Origin of the sequence: Paraliomyxa miuraensis (assembly GCF_026337845.1) — a bacterium.
Lineage (GTDB): Bacteria > Myxococcota_A > Polyangia > Nannocystales > Nannocystaceae > Paraliomyxa > Paraliomyxa miuraensis.
Genome location: NZ_JAOVZF010000159.1, coordinates 228,732 through 248,222 on the forward strand (window position 1 = coordinate 228,732; position 19,491 = coordinate 248,222).

15 protein-coding genes are annotated in these 19,491 nt (G+C 69.3%); 10 read left to right on the top strand and 5 right to left on the bottom strand.

Translation table 11 applies throughout. The features are described from left to right. The first annotated feature begins 28 nt into the window (after positions 1–28). The 3 genes from OEB96_RS32215 to OEB96_RS32225 all read left to right on the top strand — a co-directional run bounded on the left by OEB96_RS32215 (position 29) and on the right by OEB96_RS32225 (position 2,293). The gene (locus OEB96_RS32215; protein ID WP_266220660.1) at positions 29–628 is read left to right on the top strand and encodes a LemA family protein; all 600 of its coding nucleotides are present in this window, start codon (positions 29–31) and stop codon (positions 626–628) included. Positions 629–696: 68 nt separating this feature from the next. Continuing rightward, positions 697–1,629 (top strand): TPM domain-containing protein, encoded by a 933-nt coding sequence (locus tag OEB96_RS32220; RefSeq protein WP_266220661.1) that lies wholly within the window; start codon positions 697–699, stop codon positions 1,627–1,629. Positions 1,630–1,633: 4 nt separating this feature from the next. Beyond that, positions 1,634–2,293, top strand: a complete 660-nt coding sequence (locus tag OEB96_RS32225; RefSeq protein ID WP_266220662.1) for a TPM domain-containing protein — start codon at positions 1,634–1,636, stop codon at positions 2,291–2,293. A gap of 28 nt (positions 2,294–2,321) precedes the next feature. Here OEB96_RS32225 and OEB96_RS32230 read toward each other — a convergent pair whose 3' ends face one another. Further along, positions 2,322–2,495: a hypothetical protein gene (locus OEB96_RS32230; protein WP_266220663.1), complete on the bottom strand. Its 174-nt coding sequence runs from the start codon at positions 2,493–2,495 to the stop codon at positions 2,322–2,324. Between the two features lie 213 nt (positions 2,496–2,708). On the opposite strand from OEB96_RS32230, the gene OEB96_RS32235 reads away from it, so the two are divergent. Then, positions 2,709–3,869, top strand: coding sequence for a formylglycine-generating enzyme family protein (locus OEB96_RS32235; RefSeq protein WP_266220664.1), 1,161 nt, complete (start codon positions 2,709–2,711; stop codon positions 3,867–3,869). Positions 3,870–3,893: 24 nt separating this feature from the next. Here the strand turns inward: OEB96_RS32235 and OEB96_RS32240 are convergent, their stop codons facing one another. The 3 genes from OEB96_RS32240 to OEB96_RS32250 form a co-directional block, all read right to left on the bottom strand. Next, on the bottom strand, positions 3,894–4,208 hold the full coding sequence (locus OEB96_RS32240; protein WP_266220665.1) for a hypothetical protein: 315 nt from the start codon (positions 4,206–4,208) through the stop codon (positions 3,894–3,896). A 113-nt stretch (positions 4,209–4,321) separates the two neighbouring features. Next, the gene (locus tag OEB96_RS32245; RefSeq protein ID WP_266220666.1) at positions 4,322–6,451 is read right to left on the bottom strand and encodes a neutral/alkaline non-lysosomal ceramidase N-terminal domain-containing protein; all 2,130 of its coding nucleotides are present in this window, start codon (positions 6,449–6,451) and stop codon (positions 4,322–4,324) included. A gap of 89 nt (positions 6,452–6,540) precedes the next feature. Beyond that, positions 6,541–8,238 (bottom strand): ABC1 kinase family protein, encoded by a 1,698-nt coding sequence (locus OEB96_RS32250; RefSeq protein ID WP_266220667.1) that lies wholly within the window; start codon positions 8,236–8,238, stop codon positions 6,541–6,543. Positions 8,239–8,414: 176 nt separating this feature from the next. On the opposite strand from OEB96_RS32250, the gene OEB96_RS32255 reads away from it, so the two are divergent. The 6 genes from OEB96_RS32255 to OEB96_RS32280 all read left to right on the top strand — a co-directional run bounded on the left by OEB96_RS32255 (position 8,415) and on the right by OEB96_RS32280 (position 17,385). After that, positions 8,415–9,614, top strand: coding sequence for a DUF2891 domain-containing protein (locus OEB96_RS32255; RefSeq protein WP_266220668.1), 1,200 nt, complete (start codon positions 8,415–8,417; stop codon positions 9,612–9,614). 122 nt (positions 9,615–9,736) lie between these two features. After that, entirely contained in the window at positions 9,737–11,404 is a 1,668-nt protein-coding gene (locus OEB96_RS32260) for an OmpP1/FadL family transporter (protein ID WP_266220669.1), read from the top strand. Between the two features lie 701 nt (positions 11,405–12,105). After that, the gene (locus OEB96_RS32265; protein WP_266220670.1) at positions 12,106–13,959 is read left to right on the top strand and encodes a hypothetical protein; all 1,854 of its coding nucleotides are present in this window, start codon (positions 12,106–12,108) and stop codon (positions 13,957–13,959) included. 74 nt (positions 13,960–14,033) lie between these two features. Continuing rightward, a complete protein-coding gene (locus tag OEB96_RS32270) occupies positions 14,034–15,734 on the top strand; it encodes an acetyltransferase (protein ID WP_266220671.1) in 1,701 nt (566 codons plus the stop codon). 116 nt (positions 15,735–15,850) lie between these two features. Next, the gene (locus OEB96_RS32275; protein WP_266220672.1) at positions 15,851–16,129 is read left to right on the top strand and encodes a hypothetical protein; all 279 of its coding nucleotides are present in this window, start codon (positions 15,851–15,853) and stop codon (positions 16,127–16,129) included. After that, positions 16,126–17,385: a hypothetical protein gene (locus tag OEB96_RS32280; RefSeq protein WP_266220673.1), complete on the top strand. Its 1,260-nt coding sequence runs from the start codon at positions 16,126–16,128 to the stop codon at positions 17,383–17,385. The genes OEB96_RS32275 and OEB96_RS32280 overlap by 4 nt, the downstream gene beginning before the upstream one ends. A 96-nt stretch (positions 17,386–17,481) precedes the next feature. Here the strand turns inward: OEB96_RS32280 and OEB96_RS32285 are convergent, their stop codons facing one another. After that, complete coding sequence (locus tag OEB96_RS32285) at positions 17,482–19,440, bottom strand: class II glutamine amidotransferase (RefSeq protein ID WP_266220674.1); 1,959 nt, start codon at positions 19,438–19,440, stop codon at positions 17,482–17,484. Positions 19,441–19,491 lie beyond the last annotated feature (51 nt).

Here is a 19,491-nt window from a genome sequence, read left to right on the forward strand (position 1 = left end):
GGGTCGAGGCGGAGGGAGCAGGACATCAGTGAGCAAGGGTCTCAAGATCGGCATCGTCATCGCGGTCGTCCTCGGCGTGATGGTCCTCTCGTGCCAGGTGATCGGCTACAACTCGATCATCGACGAGGACGAGGCCGTGATGGCGTCGTGGGGCGAGGTGGAGAACCAGTACCAGCGGCGGGCGGAGCTCATCCCCAACCTGGTGGCCACGGTCAAGGGCGAGGCGGACTTCGAAAAGGACACGCTGACCGAGCTCACGGAGGCGCGGTCGAGCGTGGCTGGCATCAAGGTCGATGCCTCGATGCTCGATGATCCCGAGCGCTTCCAACAGTACGAGCAGGCGCAGCGGCGGCTGTCGAGCTCGCTGTCGCGGCTGCTGATGGTGTCGGAGCGCTATCCCACGCTGCAGGCCAACCAGGCGTTCCGGGACCTGCGCTCGCAGCTCGAGGGCACCGAGAACCGCATTGCCGTCGCGCGCAAGCGCTACATCGACAGCGTGGCCCAGTACAACGCCCAGGTCCGCAAGTTCCCCACGAGCGTGGGCGCCTCGATGCGAGGGCTCGATGTTCGCCCCACCTTCCAGGCCACGGTCCCGGGCGCCGACGTGGCGCCGAAGGTGGAGTTTTGAGCGCACGAGCGCTGCGACCGGCTCGTCTGCCGCGGGGGTGGATCGGGTGGTGGTGTGGGGTGGTCGCGGTGCTCTGGCTGTGGGTGAGCCCGGCGGCGCTGGCGAGGGACGTACCGGCGCTGCGGGGTCGGGTCACCGATGAAGCGGGGGTGCTGACCGCCTCCGAGGCAGGGCGGCTCGAGCAGCGCCTGGGGGACTACGAGCAGGCCACGGGGCGGCAATTCGCGGTGCTCGTCGTTGCGTCGCTGCAAGGCGATCCGATCGAAGAGTTCTCGATCCGCGTGGTCGAGGCCTGGAGGCTCGGTCGCGAGGGCCACGACGACGGGTTGCTGCTGCTGCTGGCGGTCGAGGACCACAAGGTCAGGATCGAGGTCGGCTACGGGCTCGAGGGCGAGGTGACCGATCTGATCTCGGCGCGCATCATCCACGAGGTGATGCGCCCGTATCTGCGCAGTGGGCGATACGGCCAGGCGCTCGCGGCGGGAGTCGAAGCGTTGATCGAGGTGGCTGGGCCCACCACGGCCCCGCCCGAGGCACCTCCGCGGAGCTGGTGGACCCGCACGTTGGCCGGTCACACCCCATTGTGGTACGGGCTGATGGCGCTCGTGTGCCTGGGCGTCGTCACCGTGTGCTGGTGGCGGCCGCTCATCGGGGTGTTGGCGGTGCTGCTGATGTGGAACACATGGTGGCCGGCGTCGCTGCTCGGGGCATTGGGTCTCTACTTGCGCTGGCGGTGGGAGCGGCGTCGTCGGCTGCGAAGCGGGTACGGAGAGGTGCGGGGCCTGGTGTCGCGCAGGCGCCCGCGGGAGGACGTCGAGGGGTCGCTGTGGCGCGGCTCTGGGATCCTGGCCGTGCTGTCGATGGTGGGGAGCTGGTTGACCTCGCGATCGGGCCGCGAAGGCACCGAGGGCATCGGCCTCATGATCGCAGGACGGGCCGCACGCAAGTTCATGGGCAAGGGCGGCGGCTTCGGTGGCGGCGGAGCGAGCGGGGGGTGGTAGGGCGATGACGCGATCGAGCGCGGCGGATGATCGAGCGATCGAGGCAGCAATTGCGGCGGCCGAGGCTCGTACGGCAGCCGAGCTGGTGGTGATGGTGATTCCGCGCAGCGACGACCATGCGCGAGGACGCGCGCTGCTGGCCGGCGTGGGGGCGATCGCGCTGACCACCGCGGTCGACTGGGCCTGGCCCTCGATCTCCGCCGCGATCCCGAGCGTGATGGATGCCCTCCCGCTCGATCCGCTGACGTGGTTGCTCCCACTGCAGGCGCTGGTGGCCGCGGGTCTTTGGTGGCTGGGAGGGCGGCTGCCTGCCCGCTGGCTCGTCTCCGACGCGCGGATGGCCGATGCCGTGCAGCGGAGGGCCAAGCAGGCGTTCTTCGATCAGCGCATCAGTCATACGCGCGATCGCAGCGGGGTGCTCTTGATGCTGTCGGAGCAGGAGCACTGCGTGGTGATCTTGGCCGACCGGGGGATCGACGAGCTGCTGGGCCCGCAGCCGTTCGAAGGCTGGGTCGCGGAGGTGAGCGAGGGGATGCGGGCCGGTGAGGGGACGGCGGCGCTGTGCCGGGTCATCGGGAAGATCGGCGACGCGCTGGCCGAGCGCTTTCCCCCGCGCGAGGACGACGTGGACGAGCTGTCGGATCGTGTGACGCGACGGGAGTAGGTGTTCGCCGCCTCGAACGTGGCGAGAATCAGCGGGCGATGGGCTCGCGGAGCCGCCCGATCGAGTAGCGAGCCATGAGCACCGACAGCTGGTACTCCTTGGGCGGGCGGCTGTCGCGTTCCTGCTCGAGGCGGTCGCTGAGCCACACGGCGCACCGAGGGCACCGTGCCCCCTGCATCACGTGGGCGGACAGCCAGGCCATTCGATACCATCGACACCATGCGAATGAGCGGTGGCTTGGGTGTGCTTGCGTGGCTTTGCGTGCTTGCGCTCGGTTGTGGTGACGACGTGACCCCTGGTGGCGGTGGCTCGGGAAGCTCGGGGACCACCGCTGGCAGCGCGACCGGGACGGTGTGCCCGGTGGGGCGCGGAGGGCTGTCCGTGTACCGACGGTGGATTCTGCGACGGAGGTCTGGTGTGCCTGTCGAACGTGTGCGTGGACCCGGGAAGCGGCAACACGGACACGGCGACCGGCGGGGGCTCGGCCACCGGTACGGGTACGACGGCCGCCGATACGACGGCCGGAGACTCGAGCAGCGGTTCGACCAGCGACGACACCACCGGCGGCAACTGGGATCAGGACCATCCGTCGTGCATGGGCATGGCGCCCGACGAGTGTGGCGGCGACCACTGCTGCGCGACCGATGCCGTGCCCGGTGGATGGTTCGCGATGGGTCGCGGCGAGACGAACTCGTGCCCGGGGGCGCCGGCGGCCGGCGATGCGTGCGGTCAGACCACGGCGACCTGCCAGGCGGGCACCGTCACCTGGGGATGCCCACAGGGCACATGGATCGATCTCGGAGGGCTCGACGCGGGGATGGGCGGTGGCGATGACGAGCTGCCCGAGCATGCCGCGTACGTCGGATCGTACGGGCTCGATCGCTACGAGGTGACCGTGGGCCGGATGCGGCGGTTCATCGAGGCCTACGACAAGGCCGGGCTGCTGGCCGTGCTCGATGGTGGCGCCGGGGCCCATCCGGTGATCGCCGGGACTCAGTGGCAAGCGAGCTGGGACATCCGGCTGCCGGACACGCCGGGCGAGCTCGAGACCGCACTCGACTGCGACCCGACGGCCACGTGGACCGCGATGCCCGCGAGCAACGAGACCTACCCGCTCACGTGCGCGAGCTGGTATCTGGCCTATGCATTCTGCGCCTGGGACGAAGGCCGGCTGCCCACCGAGGCCGAGTGGGAGCGAGCGGCGATCGGCGGCGACGACAATCGGCTCTACCCGTGGGGTGACGATGCACCGTCGGCCATGCTGGCCAACTACGATGCCACGGACGGCACGACCATGGTCGACGTGTTCGCCAAGCCGGCCGGGGCGGGACGCCATGGCCAGCAGGGGCTGGCGGGCTCGGCATGGGAGTGGGTGCTCGATCTGAGTGATCCGGGCTGGTACGCGGGCGCGGGCAACGATTGCCAGGACTGCGCCAACGTGAGCGGCGATGCGGCCCGCCTGATGCGAGGGGGCAACTGGGAGTACGGTGCGTCCAGCCTGCGAGGGGCGGAGCGATTCCCGGGAACCGCGGCTGCGTACTGGCGAGGCTCGGGGCTGCGCTGCGCCCGAGACTGAGGGACTTGGTCGAAGCCGCGGGGCTCAGCTCGCGTCGGGCTCGGCGACGTCGTCGGCCTCTTCCGGGGCTGCGGTGTCCTCGACGGGCTCCAGCGGCTCCTCGGGAGCTTCGAGGGTGGTCTCGACCTCGGTCGGCTGGGGCTCGGGCGGGGGCGGCCCACCGTACTTGGTCGCGGCACGAGGGCAGGCGGTCAGCGTCGAGATCGCGGCGGCACCGATCAGCAGTGCGCCCACGCGAGCACGGGCGGTGGGCACCGGCAGCGGATGATCGCAAAAGGGGCAGACCCCGGCGTCGACGCGGACGTGCCGGGCACATTCGGGGCAGGGGCTCAGGCGCACGAACTCACGGTATCAGGTTGGCAGGCCGAACGGGGAGCATGGCCAGTCGTGGTTGCCACTGCGGCTCGGTGGGGCTGCCGGTCTCGCCCTTGGGAGATGCCCCCGCTGAGCGATCACTCGAGTCCCGCCGCACACGCGCGCGGCTCCAGCCAGCCCGGCCCCTGCGGGCGGAACCAGTCTCCCAGCGCAAAGACCTCCGAGCACTCGGGGCCGCCGCCCACGGTCTCCACGCGAAAGCGCAGCGGTTGCCCCAGTGGAGCGCCGGGATCGAGCCACCATACGCCCCAGCGCCAGCGCTCGCCGTCGACGTGGGTGAGCATGGCGGCCAGCCCTCCGCTGCGATCGTCGACCGGCACGTCGCCGATCCTCAGCGGTTGCCAGCCCTGGCCGTGCACGAACGCCTCGATCCGTACCCGTGGGATCATGCGGGCGCGCGGGTCCTCGGTAGGCCACTCGGGCGCGCGATCCCACAAATAGAAGCGAGGCATTCCGGCTACGGGCCCCGTTTCCAGCTCACCCGACAGGCGAGGCTCGAGCTCCTCGAGCAAGCGCAGGCGTGCTGGATCCACGTGTTCTGGCCCCATGCGCCAGCGCCGAGGCCGACCGGCATGGTAGCGATACGCCTGCCGGCGCTCCACCGTACCCGTACGGGCGAGCTGCACCAGGTGGTGCTCGATCAATGCGCCCGCCTGCTCGCCGAACAGCATCGAGGCGCCCTCGTAGTGCTGCAGCGCATACTCCTCCGGGGTGGTGAGGTAGCCGAGGTAGCCCTCGGCGAGCCCCACTCGCAGCACGTCGGGATGGTCGGGAAGCGCGGCCGAGATGCTCGCGGAGATCCGCCGGCCGAGGATGGTGGTGTGCTCGCCGGGCAGCGTCGCGAGCACCACGCTGCCCAGCCGTATCACGGCCAGCGGGACCTCGCGCGGCGCCATGCCCGGGGGAGGAGTGAAGCGCGACGCCGGCCATGGGAGCGCTGATCGCTTGACGCCTTGCCCGTTCGACCGCGGACGTCGGCGCGCGATGCCCTCGGCGAAGCCGCGCTCGTGGTAGCGCGTGCGGCCGTCCTCGGCCCCGCCGAGCTGCGCCTTGCCCGACAGCGCGCGCCTCGAGGTACGCTGCTGCTCGCCGTGTGCGTCGGCGAAGCGTTGCCCGGCGATGGGGCGCCAGCCGAACGCGATCTCGATCTCCCCGCGGATCTCCTGGCCCGGCTCGTCGAGCGCGAGCACGATGGCGTCGCCGAGGGCCTGGCCCAGGCTCACCGTGGACACGCGCCCCTGCGGAGCCCAGTTGGGCGACACGTCCCCCTCGGCGCCGTTGAACAGCGCGACCACGGGCCCACGATCGTCCGCGGCGCGGGCATCGAGCAGGGCCTGGGCGCGGGCGGTGGCCACTCCGAACACGTCGGCGTGGTAGAGCTCGGTGCGGTTGGGCATCGCGGTGGGGTGCATGGCAAAGAACCCCGCGATCGCAATGGTGTGTGCGTCGGCCTCGGCGCCCGAGGGCGTTGGCTCGAGCACGTGCAGCACCTCGAGGACGGGGCTCACCGCGTGGCATGGATCGACCCCGGGTGCGGGGGCGAGGTCGGCCGGCAATCCGGGGCAGCCCGGCAGGCCGGCGTTGGCAGACAGCAGCTCGCTTGCCTCGGGGTTGCGCAGGAACGGCTCGATGCTGCGATTGCGGGCGAGGGCGGGCACGGCCACCGTGTGTCGAACGAGGCGTGCGGGGCGGCGCGAGGCCGCCGCGTCGGCGATCGCGGTGGCGATCCGAGCCGCGAGTGCTTCGAACAGGTCGTGGTCGTGGCCGCCTTCGGGGGCTGCGAACGCGCTGTAGAGGCGCGACGTGCCGTGGTTGCCCGGGCCGTGGTGGGTGTGGGTGGCCGCGATCACCAGGTGCTCGCGACCGAGGTGCGAGAGCCCCGGGTGCTCGTGCAGGCGCTGGGCCACGCGGTCGAGCAGGCCTGGCTCCACCGCCCACAGATCGCCCACCACCAGCACCAGCGGCACCCCTCGCGCATCCTCGAAGTAGAGCGCCCGGGCGTACAGCCGCGTCCATGCACCGAGGGCCACCACTCCTTCGATCGAGTGACCACCCATCGCATGGCCGGGTGGGGGAGTGATGTCGATCTCCGCTGCACCCGCGAGCCAGCCGCGCTCGGGCATGGCTCGATCGGGAGCGCGCGGCACCGGCACCGGGAGCGTGCCGTCGATGGTCGCGCAGGCCCCGGTCGCGAACGCAAGACACAACGCGGCCAAGTACCGGCGGAGCCGCCCCGCTTGGGGGGCACCCGGAGGCTTGCGCTCCGCTCGTTGACCGCGGCGGGGAATGGATGGCCTCACCGCCAAAGCGAGAACGCCCCGACCCCCGCCGCGAAGAAGAAGGCGGCCGAGAGGGCGGGGATGCCCACCAGCCCCCAGACGGGCAGGCCCAGGCCCAGCGAGTAGGTTCCGCATGCCAAGCAGGCGATGGTCAGGGCGGCTCGCACGGCGCGGCGCGAGCGAGCGTCGGTGGCCTCCTGCCAGGCTCGAAGGGTCTTGGGGGCCACGCCCAGGGCCACCTTGCCCGCGCGGATCTCCTCGATGAGGTCGGGCAGCGAGTTGGGCAGCGAGCGGAACATCCGCGAGAACACGCCGAAGTCGGTCATCAGCTGCTGCTTGAGCCGCTCGGGCGTGTAGCGCTGCGTGACCATCTGCTCGATGTAGGGGCGCGCGAGCTCCACCGGGTCGAGGTCGGGCGCGATCGCCTTGGCCATGCCCTCGGTGGTGATGATGGCCTTGAACATCATCGTGAAGTCCGTGGGCATGCGGACCTGGTGCTTGGTGGCGCCGGCGACGATCTCGCCGAACAGGGTGCCGATCTGGATCTCGGACAGGGGGAGCCCCACGATGTAGCGCTCGGCGATCTCGATCACGTCGGCCTCGAACGCCTGGTAGTCGACGTGGCCGTGGCGGATGGAGAGCGCCCAGAACGAGCGCGCCACCGCCTCGAGGTCCTCGTTGAGCACCGCCCACAGGATGTCGATGAGCTTGTCGCGCATGGCGGGCGACAAGCGGCCCACCATGCCGCAGTCGAGCACCCCCAGGCGCCCGTCGGGCAGCATCAGCACGTTGCCCGGGTGCAGATCGCCGTGGAAGAAGCCGTCGTGGAACAGCATCTTGTAGGCGGCGTCGAAGTAGACCTTGACGACCTCGTCGGTGCTCTCGCCGGCCGCGATCACCTCGCTGAACTTGCGGCCCGGCAGGAACTCCATGCACAGCACCTCGGTGCTCGACAGCTCGCTCCACACCTTGGGGAACACCACGTGCGGCAGCTCCGAGAAGTTCCGCTCGAAGCGCTCGAGGTTGCGAGCCTCGATCTTGAAGTCGAGCTCCTGCGAGATCGACTTGGTGAAGTCGGTGATGATGCCGCGCAGGTCCATCGCCTGCGCCTCGTCGATGGCCTCCTCCACCCAGCCCGCGATCGCGTAGAGGATGCCCAGGTCGCTCTCGATCTTGGGGCGAACGCCGGGGCGCTGGATCTTGAGCGCGACCATGGGGCCGTCCTCACCCTCGGCGGCTCCCTCGAGGGTCGCCCGGTGAACCTGAGCGATGCTGGCCGACGCCAGCGGTTCCTCCTCGAAAGTGGCGAAGAGCTCGCGGTAGTCCTTGCCGAGGGTCTTGATGAGCTGGCCCTCGATCTCGGAGAACGGCAGCGGCTCGACGTTGCTCTGCAGGGTGGTGAGCTCGGCGATGATGCTCTCGGGCAGCAGATCGGTACGCGTGGAGAGGATCTGCCCCAGCTTGACGAACGTGGGCCCGAGCTCGGTGAGCGCGGCCACCAGGCGCTTGCCGGTGTCGGGGCTGGCCAGCGCGGCCCGGGTGAGGTCGACGCCCTCGAGATCGGGCTGCAGCTCGCGCCGCAGCTTGAGCTGCGCGAACACCCAGCCAAAGCCATGCCGCACGAACACGCGGGCGATCTCGCGAAAGCGCGCGACCTCCTTGGCCCCGGTGATGAGGGCACGCGAAGAGCTGACCAGGGTCCTCAGGACCGACACGGCGGGGAGGATATACCGTCGCGGGCAGCGGTGGTGCCCGGGATCGTGTTCGGGCGCTGCCTCCCGTATGCTGGCGGCGTCATGAACTCATGGGTCGAGGCGTGTGCCCTGTCGTCGGTGCAGCGGCAGCGTGGCGGTGCTCGAGTGGTCTGGCACGAGACCTGGACCGAGCCGTCATGACCCGTCCGATCGCGTCGTTGCTCGCGCTGGTCGCGGCATGTGCTTCGCCCGCCGCGTCACCCGAGGCCGGCTCGGCGCAGGCTCGCATCGAGGCCGAGGCGCACGACCCTCCCCCCTCCGCGCGCCCCAGTGTGCCGCCGCATGTGCCCGCCTTCGGCCCCTCGCTCGACGAAGCCCAGGCCGAGCGCTTTGCGGCCATGGCTCTGGCCTGCGTGCACCGGGAGTACCCCAACAAGCTCGCCCACGTGCTCGCGGGTCCCGACGACGTGGGGACGCCGCGGCAGCTGACCCCGGTGTTCTACGGCTGTTTCGACTGGCACTCGGCGGTGCACGGACACTGGCTGCTCGTCCGCCTCGCCCGCCGGTTTCCCACGACACCGCTTGCGGCCAAGGCCCGGGACGCGCTCGGCCGCAGCTTTGCTCCCGAGGCGATCGCAGCCGAGGTCCGCTACCTCGATCGGGCCGATCACACCGGCTTCGAGCGCCCCTATGGCCTGGCGTGGTTGCTCCAGCTCGCCGCCGAGCTGCGAGGGTGGGACGATCCCGACGCGCGCCGCTGGTCGCAATCGCTCGCCCCGCTCGAGCGCGTGGCGGCCGAGCGCTTGCGGGCGTGGGTGCCCAAGCTCGGCCAGCCGATTCGCAGCGGCGAGCACGGCCAGACCGGCTTTGGCCTGGGCCTGGCCCTCGACTGGGCGGACCAGACGGGAAACGAGGGCATGGCAGAGCTGCTGCGTACTCACGCCCGACGCTTCCACGCCACCGATCGCGACTGTGCGCTGCATCTCGAGCCCTCGGGCCATGACTTCCTCTCGCCATGCCTCGGCGCGGCCGATCTGATGCGCCGGGTGCTGCCACCCGACGAACTGGCGCGCTGGCTCGACCAGGCATTGCCCCAGATCCCCACCGACGGCTCGGCGGACTGGCTGCCGGTGGCGGGCGCGACCGACCGGACCGATGGCAAGCTGGTGCACCTCGATGGCCTGAGCCTCTCACGGGCCTGGATGCTCGATGGTCTGGAGCACGGGCTGCCGCCTGAAGACCTCCGCCGGGCCTCGCTGCGCGCTGCGGCCCAGCGGCACGCCGAGGCGGGGCTGGCCGCGGTGAGCGACGAGCACTACGAGGGTGGGCACTGGCTGGCGAGCTTCGCCGTGTACCTGACCACCCGCCGTGGACGACCGGAAGGGGGCCAGTTCTGAATCCAGCACGGCCGATGTGGTGTCCAGCCGATGGGCGCTCTGGGTAGCGGTCGAGCCGGCCGAGGACCGTTCCGGGGATGGGGACCGCCCCTGTCGTGGGCCGTGTTATACGATGCGCAACCGTGACGAAGGCCTTTCGCGGACTCGACCTCCTCGCCACAGCCGTCCTGCTCGCGGCCGTCGCCCATGCGAGCCCAGCCGCGGCCTCGGGCTTCGACGCGCCCGCGCTCAGTCACGGTCAGTCGTCACCGGTCGTGCGCGATGCTGCCGCGGTGCACTACAACCCCGGCCAGCTCGGCTACATCGATCGCACCGAGCTCGACCTGGGCCTGGGCCTCATCTTCGGCTCGATCGGCTACCAGCGCGATCGCCGAGGGCAGTACCAGTACGCCGACAATTTCGCCTTCGCCGAGCCGATCGATCCAGCCGACATCGATCCCTCGCGCACGGGCGTGACTCAGCCGGTGCGGGCCACCCCGGTGGGCCCGATCCTCGACGGGTTCCTGGCGCTGCCGGTGGCCGATCGCGTCACCCTCGGCGCGGGCTTCTACATCCCCTACGCCGCGATCCTGAGCCTGCCGCACGACGGTGATCAGCGCTTCCAGGCGCAGTCGGTCACGCTGATCTCCACGCACACCACGATCTCGGCCGGGTTCCGGCTCCACGACGTGATCTCGATCGGTGGTGGCGTCAGCTACGTGCTGTCGATCCTGCAGCTGTCGAAGGTGCAAGACTTCGCGGCGGTGCAGTCGTTCGCCGATGGGTTGGCGTCGCCGCCGATCAGTCAGGCCAACGACCTCGGGCCCAGTGCGCCGTCCACCGTGCGCGAGCTCGATCTGCTCGCGCGTCAGGCCGACATCGGGCCTGCGCTCTCGCACGGGGTGTCGTTCAACGCCGGTATTGCCCTGCGACCCACCAAGAAGCTCGATGTGGCGCTGGTCTACCAGCATGGCTCGCGCATGCGACTGAACGGCGACTTCACCCTGAACATGGACGACGACTTCTTCACGCAGGACCTGGCCGCGCAGGGCCTGCAGTTCCCGCCCGTGGTCCAGGGCAAGGCCCACATCGAGCTGTCGCTGCCCAAGCGCCTCACCCTGGGCCTGGGATATCAGGTCGCGCCCAGGGTCTCGCTCGATGGCTCGGTGTCCTATGTGTTCTACTCGGACTTCGACGTCATCGACATCACGCTCAGCTCGCCCGATCTGGCCCAGCCTGCGCTGGGGATCGGGGAGAGCGTGCCGCAGGATCTGGTGCGGAACTGGAAGAACACGGTGCACGGGGATCTCAACGTTCGCGTGCAGGCGACCGACAAGCTGCGCCTGTCTGGAAGCTTCGGCTACCAGTCGGGGGCCTCACCCGACAGCACCGTCGACATGGCCTCACCCGATGGACATCGCCTGTTGGGCGGAGTGGGCATGGAGTACGCGCTGCGCGAGCGGGTGAGCCTGCTGGGGGACATCAGGGCGCAGGGCATCATCCCCCGGACGGTCACCGAGTCGGACTTCGACCTCGGCAACGGCACCTACAAGATGTTCCTCGGGGTGGCGGCGATCCACGCCAAGATCAAGTTCGGTGCCGGGCCCGGCAAGCGCAAGCGCAAGGTCTCCGTGGGAGGCGAGGGCGATGCGGAGGCGACGGAGACCGAGACGGCGGAGGCCGAGGGAACGACCGAGGAGCCGCCGGCCTCGACCGACGAGGTGGGCCCGGAACCTCTCGAGCCGCCGGCTCCCGAAGGTGCGGACGCAGAACCTCCCAGGCCGCCCGTTCCGCCACCTCCTCCCGCGTGAGCGGAGCCAACCCAGCCCTGCCAGTGGTTTCGCCGCATGGTGGAGGCTCGAGAGCGAAAGGTTCGCTTCAGCACTCGGAATCGAAGCGTCGAAGGCGAACGATCCGCCCTGAACCTTGGCAATCGGGGAGTGCAGAGCGAAAGGTCCGCCCCGTGGGCCTCGATGTGAGGGGTGCAGAGCGAAGGATTCGCCCCGTGGGCCTCGAAGTGAGGGGTGCAGAGCGAAAGGTTCGCCCCGTGGGCCTCGATGTGAGGGGTGCAGAGCGAAAGGTTCGCCCCGTGGGTCTCGATGTGAGGGCTGCAGAGCGAAGGATTCGCCCCGTGGGCCTCGACGTGAGGGAGTGCAGTGCGAAGGATTTCGCCCGTGGGCCTCGATGGGAGGAGTGCAGAGCGAAAGGTTCGCCCCCGCGAGCCTCGATCTGAGGGTGGAAGAGCGAAGGCTCGCCCCATGGCCGTCGATGAGGTTGGGGAAGAGCAAGGGTTCGCCCGGTGGGCTTCGAGTCGTCCTCTCATAGGTCGGGGGGCGGGACGGACGGAACGTAGTTCCGTGGGATCGAGCGTCGCGAGTCCAACGAGATCTCCACTTTGCGGGCGACACGGCGAGGAGCGCGCGCCGTCCGGTGGCGGCGGATGGCGCGGCCCGTAGGCCCGGCCCCCCACCAACCTCGACCTTCCCCGCGAATTCGCCGATGATCCTTCGTCATGCACCGGTGGATCGCGTTGGGAATGCTCGCCGTGCTCGGCTGCGGCTGTGGGCCGGGGTCGGGCCGTGGCAACAGCGATGGCGGGACCGACGGGATGTCCGACGGCACCGTTGGTGATTCCACCGATGGCGTCGACGAGACCGGTGGCCCCCCCGTGGGGCCCGAGGCGATGTTCGAGCTGCGTCTTTCCGAGACGACCCCGGCCCCGCTGACGCTGCAGATGAACAAGGAGGAGGTCGCCGAGTTGTTCGGCGATCGGGCCGACGAGATCCTGCTGCTCGAGCTCGACTCGACCCCGCTGCTGACCAACACCCTGACCGCGGTGCGCGACGCATGCGGCCTGGCGTGGCAATTCGACGACTCCGATCCCAACCATGATTGTTCGCTGACTCCGCTGGGGCAGACGTTCATGGGCCCCGATGGCACGTGGCAGAGCAGTGCCGAGTACGCGATGGTCCGGCTGCTCACCATGACGCCGGCCAATCTCGACGTCTCGGGCACCAGCAGCGAGGGCCTGCAGGAACTCGCCGATGTGCTGTCGGTCTTGACGTTCGGTCTCGTCGACGACTACAGCGACATCCTGGCGGACGCGCTGGCGATTCCTCGCACCCAGACCGTGATCACCACGGCGTCGCTGGTGGCGGCGTTCCGCGACAACTTCGTGGCCTCCCACCCGGCAGTGGGGCCGAGCGGGGCGCTGGGCTTCACGCTCGGCGACGCGCTGTCCAACCTCACCAGCCTCACCGATCGCTATGGGCCCCAGGACGGCCACCCCGGCATCGTCGATCCCAGCTTTCCCGTGCAGGGCGAGGTGTTCGGTCCCGACTTCAAGATGATCGCCGAGGCCGACTCCAACCTGCGGTTGGTGGAAGGCGTGGACGCCGACGGCGGCAGCGACGGCCCGGGCAAGGGCTATGCCTCGATCGTCGTCGACCAGACAGGACCCACCTACGAGGACGAACTCGAGTTCCACTTCGACGACCCCGAGAGGTTCCGGGTGGAGGGGCTCATCGAGGACCTCCTCATCGACATGCGGTTCAAGCTCGGCGAGTACCCGCAGTTCGTGCCCTCGTGTACGGGCACTACGGTGTGCCACGACAACCTGCCCGGGGCGCCCACTTCGCCTCAGTCGGTCTGGTCGCGCAACCGGTGGGACTTCGAGTACCTGGTGACCTATGCGGCCTACCTCGACTACCAGAGCCTCACCGCATCGATCGCCTACCTGCTGGGCTCGGCCGAGGTCAATATCGGGCAGGGCGGCAACCCGCCGGGCTGGGTGGAGTACTACGTGCTCCTCGACCTGGGCAACCCGCCCGAGGACCAGTACATCTGGGAGACGATCCTCGAGGTCGCCCAGGTGCGCCTGCACGACAGCGGCTTCTCCACCTTCCCCGAGGGCGTCGAGCTGGCCTTCACGGTCGAGGACATCCCCTGCGGCCTGACGGGCTCCGAGGCCGCCGAGGCGGTGCGTCCCTACCTGCAAGAGCAGGCGTCCGTCATCTCGGACTTCTTGCTGGGCAACTACAAGGAAGACAACGATCCGGTCGACTTCTACTACCGCCGGGCCGAGGATGGCGTGGCCTACGTGTACTTCACGGCGACCAACGATCGCGCCGAGGGCGTGCCCTACGCCTACGCCACGCCGGGCTTCTTCCACGACGCTTCTCTGACCGACAAGGCCTCGAGCACCTCGATCGCCGGGGTCGACGACGAGGACCACGAGAAGCTCGCGCTGCCCGCGGGAGAGAGCCACTTCTACTTCGAGGACGACCAGGGGGAACGCTACCGCGCCCGCTTCATGATGGGCAATGACGACTCCACCATCGAGGTGGCCGTGGCCCCCGTGCTCTAGGGCATCCCACTCCCGCAACCCCTGCGAACATCATGCGACGCTTCGCTTCCTTCCATTCGCTTCGCCTTCTCGTCTTGCTCGCTCTGGGTACCTCGCTCGTGGCCTGTAGCGACGACACGGTGCCGCTGCCCGACGACACCCCGCCTGCCGACATCGCGGTGGGGGAGAGCCGCGAGCTCAGGCTGCGCTATCTCGCGCTCGACGTGGAGGGCTTCGACAACCAGCTCTCACTCGAAGATCTTCAGGCGATGCCGCGCTCGATCCTGGCCGACGTGTGGCTGGCCGATCTCGACATCACCCCGCTGATGGTCAACTCGCTCCAGCAGCTGCGCATGCTGTCCGCCGAGGACGTGGACACGCTCGGCCCCGCAGCCCAGAACATGCGCCGGCTGCTGCTGATGACCCCCGACAACGCCAACCTCGAGGGCACCAACATGGAGGAGCTGATCGCGCTGGCGGCCACCGTGGGCATCCCGCCCGCCCGGCCCCTGGCGAACCTCCTGGGGGTGGGGGTCACCGACGACTTCATCCCGCCCGACATCGTGGCCGACGTGATGCTCGAGTACGTGGTCGGCTCGCACCCCAACGCCACGTATCGGCGCGGACCCGTCGACGACGAACATCCCGACGGGCTCTATCCGGTGGCCGAGAACTCGCTGCCGCTGACCCTCGTCGACGTGGTCACCAACTTCGAGGACATGGCCGAGCGCTTCGGGCCCGTGGGTGAACATCCGGGGTTCGTGTCCAAGGCACAGGGCCTGACCGTGGTCGCGGAAGACTTCGTGATGAGCACCAAGGTCAACGCCAACGCGCTGCCCTACAAGGGGGCCGATCTCGGCAACGTGAGCGTGGCCAGCGTCAACAGCATCGGCGGCCAGATCGAGACCGCGTTCGACTACTCCGATCCCAACTGGATGACGATCGAAGGCCTGGTGCCCGATCCACGGGTGGAGGAGCTGACCTTCACGGTGTTCGAAAACGACGCGTTCCTGCCCGGGGGCACCTCGATGGAGCCGCTGGGCATGGGCACTTCGCCCGCGTGGGACCTGCCCGACTGGGAGTTCGAGCGCTTGATCGTGGAGATGGCCCGGCGGGTCGCCGAGCAGGTGCCCGCCCACTGCGATTCCTACGAGCTCGGTACGGGGGCCGAGGCGTTCAGCGCTTGCGTGGACGAGAACGGCTGGGTGGTCATGGAGACGTTCAACGACCTGGGCAATCCGCCGCCGCCTGCCTATCTCAGTGACCTCATCCTCGAGATCGCCCAAGTGCGCCTGCACGACGGGGGCCTGGCCGAGGGCGAGGCCGACGTGGCGTTGTCGCTGCGCGACGTCGAGGTCGGCGTGGACACCGAGGAACTCATCGCCCAGACGCGCGAGAACCTGCGCCAGAATCCCGAGGCGATCCGCGAGTTCGCCGGGCTCATCACCGACAGCACCCGGGGCGACGCCGACTTCTACTACGTGCGGGTGGGAGCCGGTGACGACGAGGGGGACTGGCTGTTCTTCGTGACCGAGGAAGACCTGCGCCTCGACGAGCAGGGCAGCCCCGTGCGCGACTACGGCTACGCCAACCCCGGTTTCTATGCCGACCGGGAGCTCTCGATGAAGGTCTCGAGCGCGGAGTCGGTCGCTGGCGATGCCGACCACGAGAAGGTGCGGATCTCGACCGGCGACGTCCTGTACGTGCTCGACGACGACGATCAGCTCTATGAGGTGCGTGTGGGCGACAAGCCCAGCCGCTCGTGGATCTCGATCGAGGTCACGCGGCTGCAGTAGTCGCCTCCGCGGGCGATCGCGCGCTCGTTCACCCCGAGGCACGGACCAAGCGTCCCCGGGTCGCGACGTCCCGAGTCGATGTCGTATACTCCATGCCACCCAGGAGGATCGCCCCCATGGCACGCTCGTTGACCCTCAAGCTGGCGCCGATCGACGGAACGATCGAGCGCTTCTATGCCTTCGTCGACTGCAAGAAGCGCATCGCCCACGACGGCAACGAGGAACGCTGGTGGTCTGGCTCGATCGACGAGTCCGGCACGCGCGTCAAGGTGCGCGTGTTCGGGATTGGCAACGCCAAGTATCGCCTGACCATCGACCTCCCGGGGACCGCCGACGATCAGACCCTCGAGCTGCGTCTCGATGGTGGCTATGGCGAGCTGGAGCTGACCCTATGAGCGCGTGGTTGGCCTTCCTCATGGCCGGCACGCTGGTCGGCGCGGCGCCCGACCCCAACAATCCCAATCCCGATCCCGATCCGACGGATCCCGATCCGCCCGATCCCGATCCGACGGATCCCGATCCGTCCGATCCCGATCCGCCCGATCCCGATCCGACGGATCCCGATCCGCCGCCCGAGCCGACCGATCCCGACCCTCCGCCGGATCCAGAGCCCGAACCGGAGCCCGGCGATGGTGATGGCGATGGCGATGGCGATGGCGACGTGGAGCCTGGTGAGGAGGACGACGACGGCGGTCTGGCCCTCGAGGGCGGACCGCGACCCGGCGTTACGCCTTCGCCCTTTGCTCGGTTCGAGGTGGCCGACCGTGCCTCCGAGCTCGAACTCGGAGGCGATCTCACCGTAGGACCGGTGTGCAAGGACGACGAGTCGGCCGTGTGCAACAACTACCGGTTGGGTTTGCGAGCGCGGCTTCCCGTGACGCAGTCGAGCAGCAGCGGCAGCGGCCGCGCCGCGATCGACTCGCTGAACGGTGCCTCGGGGTCGTGGCGGGTGGGTGGAGTATTCGACTGGATCCGCGACTCCACTCCCGAGGACTCGGATGGCGCCGCGAGCTTCACCATGCTCTCGCTGGAGGCCGCGTGGGGGGTGCAGACGTTTCGGTACTCGCCCGACGGCGGGGTGATGGAGCCCAGCAAGGAGACTCGTCACAGTGTGCACACGTTGATGCGGTTCCTCTACTACCGCTATCCGCCCCGCGGAACGCGTGTGGCTCCGCAGGTGCTCATCCGCTACGATCGCCAGTGGTACGACTCCGATGCAGTGGGGATCCTGTTCGATGACGGTGATCCCTCGACGCCGGCCTTTACGGTGCCCACCATCATCGACGCGCCGGGCACCACTCCGGTGTTCGCGGTCACCGTGCCCGTGCTGGTGAGCATCCAGAGCGGCAAGGGACGGGCAGGCAAGGTGCTCTCCCAGCTGGGCCTGGGGCCCGCGCTCAGCTACGCCGCCGCCGGCACCAGCCGCGGCGCCAATCCGTTCGACGATGTGCACGTGATGCGCTTCGAGTCGTGGCTCTATTGGTATCCGGTGGGCAAGGCGGGGCAGCTCGCCACCAGCAAGCCCAACGTGCGCGTGGGGGTCTCCCCGTTCGTGGACGTGTTCCTTACCGGTCGCCAGCCCGGCGAGCCCACCACCGATTTCGGCGTACTCGCCGAGGTGAAGGTAGGCGTGCGCGGCTACGAGTACTGATCGGGTGGGCCGCGGAGCGGCCCGCCCGGGTGGTGCCGACGGCCTTGCTCGATGGGGCTCGACGAAGACGCCGTGGCTCGAGAGCACGCTCGGGCTTCAGGGCTTGGTCGGGTCGGATTCGCTGACCGACTGGGCTGCCTGCTGGGCCTGCTGCTCGGGCTTGAGGCCGCTCTCGAGGGGGGTCGCAATGCTCGCCTCTGCGGGGCCCGAGGCGGCCTTGGGGTCGAGGTCCGACGAGGACGCGCGGCTGCCGAGCACGATGATCGTCTTGCTGCAGCGCTCGTCCTCGAGCTCGGCCTCCTCGAGGCCGGGGAGCGGCTCGACCCTGACCTCGGCGTGGAGGGTCTCACCTCCACCGCCGACGTAGATGGTGCCCGACGTGGGCGTCGCATCGATGTAGTTGCGGCCAACGGCCACGCGCACGTGATCGGTCTGAGTGAGGATCCCGTTGGTGGGATCGAAGCCCTTCCAGCCCACCTCGGGCAGATAGACCTGTACCCACGCGTGCGAGGCCTCGGACTGGGGGTGCTCCTCGCCCTTGGGGCCCGTATACACGTAGCCGCACACGTAGCGCGCTGGCACGCCGAGCAATCGGGCCAGGCAGATGAACAGGTTGGAGAAGTCCTGGCAGACCCCACGGCGGCGCTCGTAGACCTCCCACGCGGTCGTCGACAGGCTGGTGGTGCCCTGCAAGTACTCGTAGTCGGAGAAGATCGTCGCGTTGATGTCGAGCAGGGTGTCGAGCAGGTCGTCGTCGTTGCGGCGCGCGAACCCGCGTGCGTACTCGATGAGCTCGAGCAGCTGGGTCTCGGGCAGCTCGGGCGGCAGCAGGTAGGGCATGAGCATGTGGCGCTGCCATGGCATCCAGTCGAGCGGGATGGTGGTGCGGGCATGCAGCGGGCGGTAGCTCAGTGGGTCGGTGTCGAGCACCCGTACCGTGGAGCGGGCGGTGATCCGCATCTCCGCGAACGGCGTCTCGACGAGCAGCTTGCGGACCGAGTTGCCGAATACGTCCTCGAACACCCGCTCGCGGCACTCGGTGGTGATCGCGATGCGGTGATCGAGCAGCCGCTGCAGTCGATCGTGGCAGGGCGTCAGCCGCAGCATGTGGGTGCTGTGCTCGACGGGACGCTCGTAGCGGTAGATGGTCTCGTGGAGCACCTCGAACGTGCGGACGGGGGCCTTGCGTGGCCGGTCCATCAGGCGGCCGCGCACCACGACCGTGGGGGCCGCGATCTCACCCTTGGTGGAGGGGGGGGCGGGGGCGGGCGTCACCTGATGGCGAATGGCACCCTCGCGGATCACCAGCAGCGTGCCCGGCTCGACCCGGGTGGCCTGGGCGGTGCAGTCCTCGCCCACCTCGAGCGGATCGGAGGCGATGATGATGCCTCTTTGCGCCTTGACCCCGCGCGCGGCGAGGTCGACCTCGAGGTGCCGTCCGCGGAATGACAGGGCTCCGTGCGGCGGAGCCAGGGTCCACATGGGCAGCGGGTTGTGGCGGTCGGCGTAGACCACCAGGTCGCGCCCGTCGCTGAGCACCGCGCTGAGCGTGCCGTAGTCGTTGAAGCCCGAGAACCACTGGTGCATCAGCGCGAAGTCGGCATAGCCGAGGTTGCGCCAGCGTCGCTCCGCAACGTGGTTCAGCAGCTCGCAGAACAGCAGCTCGCTGTCGGTCGAGCCCACCGGCTCGAACAAGCGCTCACCGGCCACCTCGATGCGATGCTCGAGGCTGCCCGCATGGGCGAACAGCCAGTCGCGGCCCCTGAAGCTGCGCAGGAACGGCTGGGTGTTGGCCAGGCGATCGGCGCTGCCCCAGCGGGCGCGTCGGACCTGCACCATGAACTGCGACGAGGCCAGCTGCTCCACCCCGGGGGCATAGACCGGTCGCCGCTCACCGTGCGGAGGCGTGGTCTCCTTGAAGACCGTGGCCGACTCCTCGCCGTGACCGTAGTACCCCACGCCCCAACCATCGGGTCGCCCCTCGGCATCGGTCTGGTAGAGAGTGAACGAGGGCGACAGCAGGCCCTCGAAGGACATCACGAGGAGGTTCGGCACGGCCGGTCGGGCCGCCTGCGGGGCGGCATCGGGCGAGTATCGCGTGAACCG

Bases quoted from the DNA above. Each gene is read 5' to 3' on its own strand.
- OEB96_RS32225 (WP_266220662.1), top strand. From the start codon at position 1,634: ATGACGCGATCGAGCGCGGCGGATGATCGAGCGATCGAGGCAGCAATT.
- OEB96_RS32230 (WP_266220663.1), bottom strand. From the start codon at position 2,495: ATGGCCTGGCTGTCCGCCCACGTGATGCAGGGGGCACGGTGCCCTCGG.
- OEB96_RS32255 (WP_266220668.1), top strand. From the start codon at position 8,415: ATGACCCGTCCGATCGCGTCGTTGCTCGCGCTGGTCGCGGCATGTGCT.
- OEB96_RS32265 (WP_266220670.1), top strand. From the start codon at position 12,106: ATGCACCGGTGGATCGCGTTGGGAATGCTCGCCGTGCTCGGCTGCGGC.
- OEB96_RS32275 (WP_266220672.1), top strand. From the start codon at position 15,851: ATGGCACGCTCGTTGACCCTCAAGCTGGCGCCGATCGACGGAACGATC.
- OEB96_RS32280 (WP_266220673.1), top strand. From the start codon at position 16,126: ATGAGCGCGTGGTTGGCCTTCCTCATGGCCGGCACGCTGGTCGGCGCG.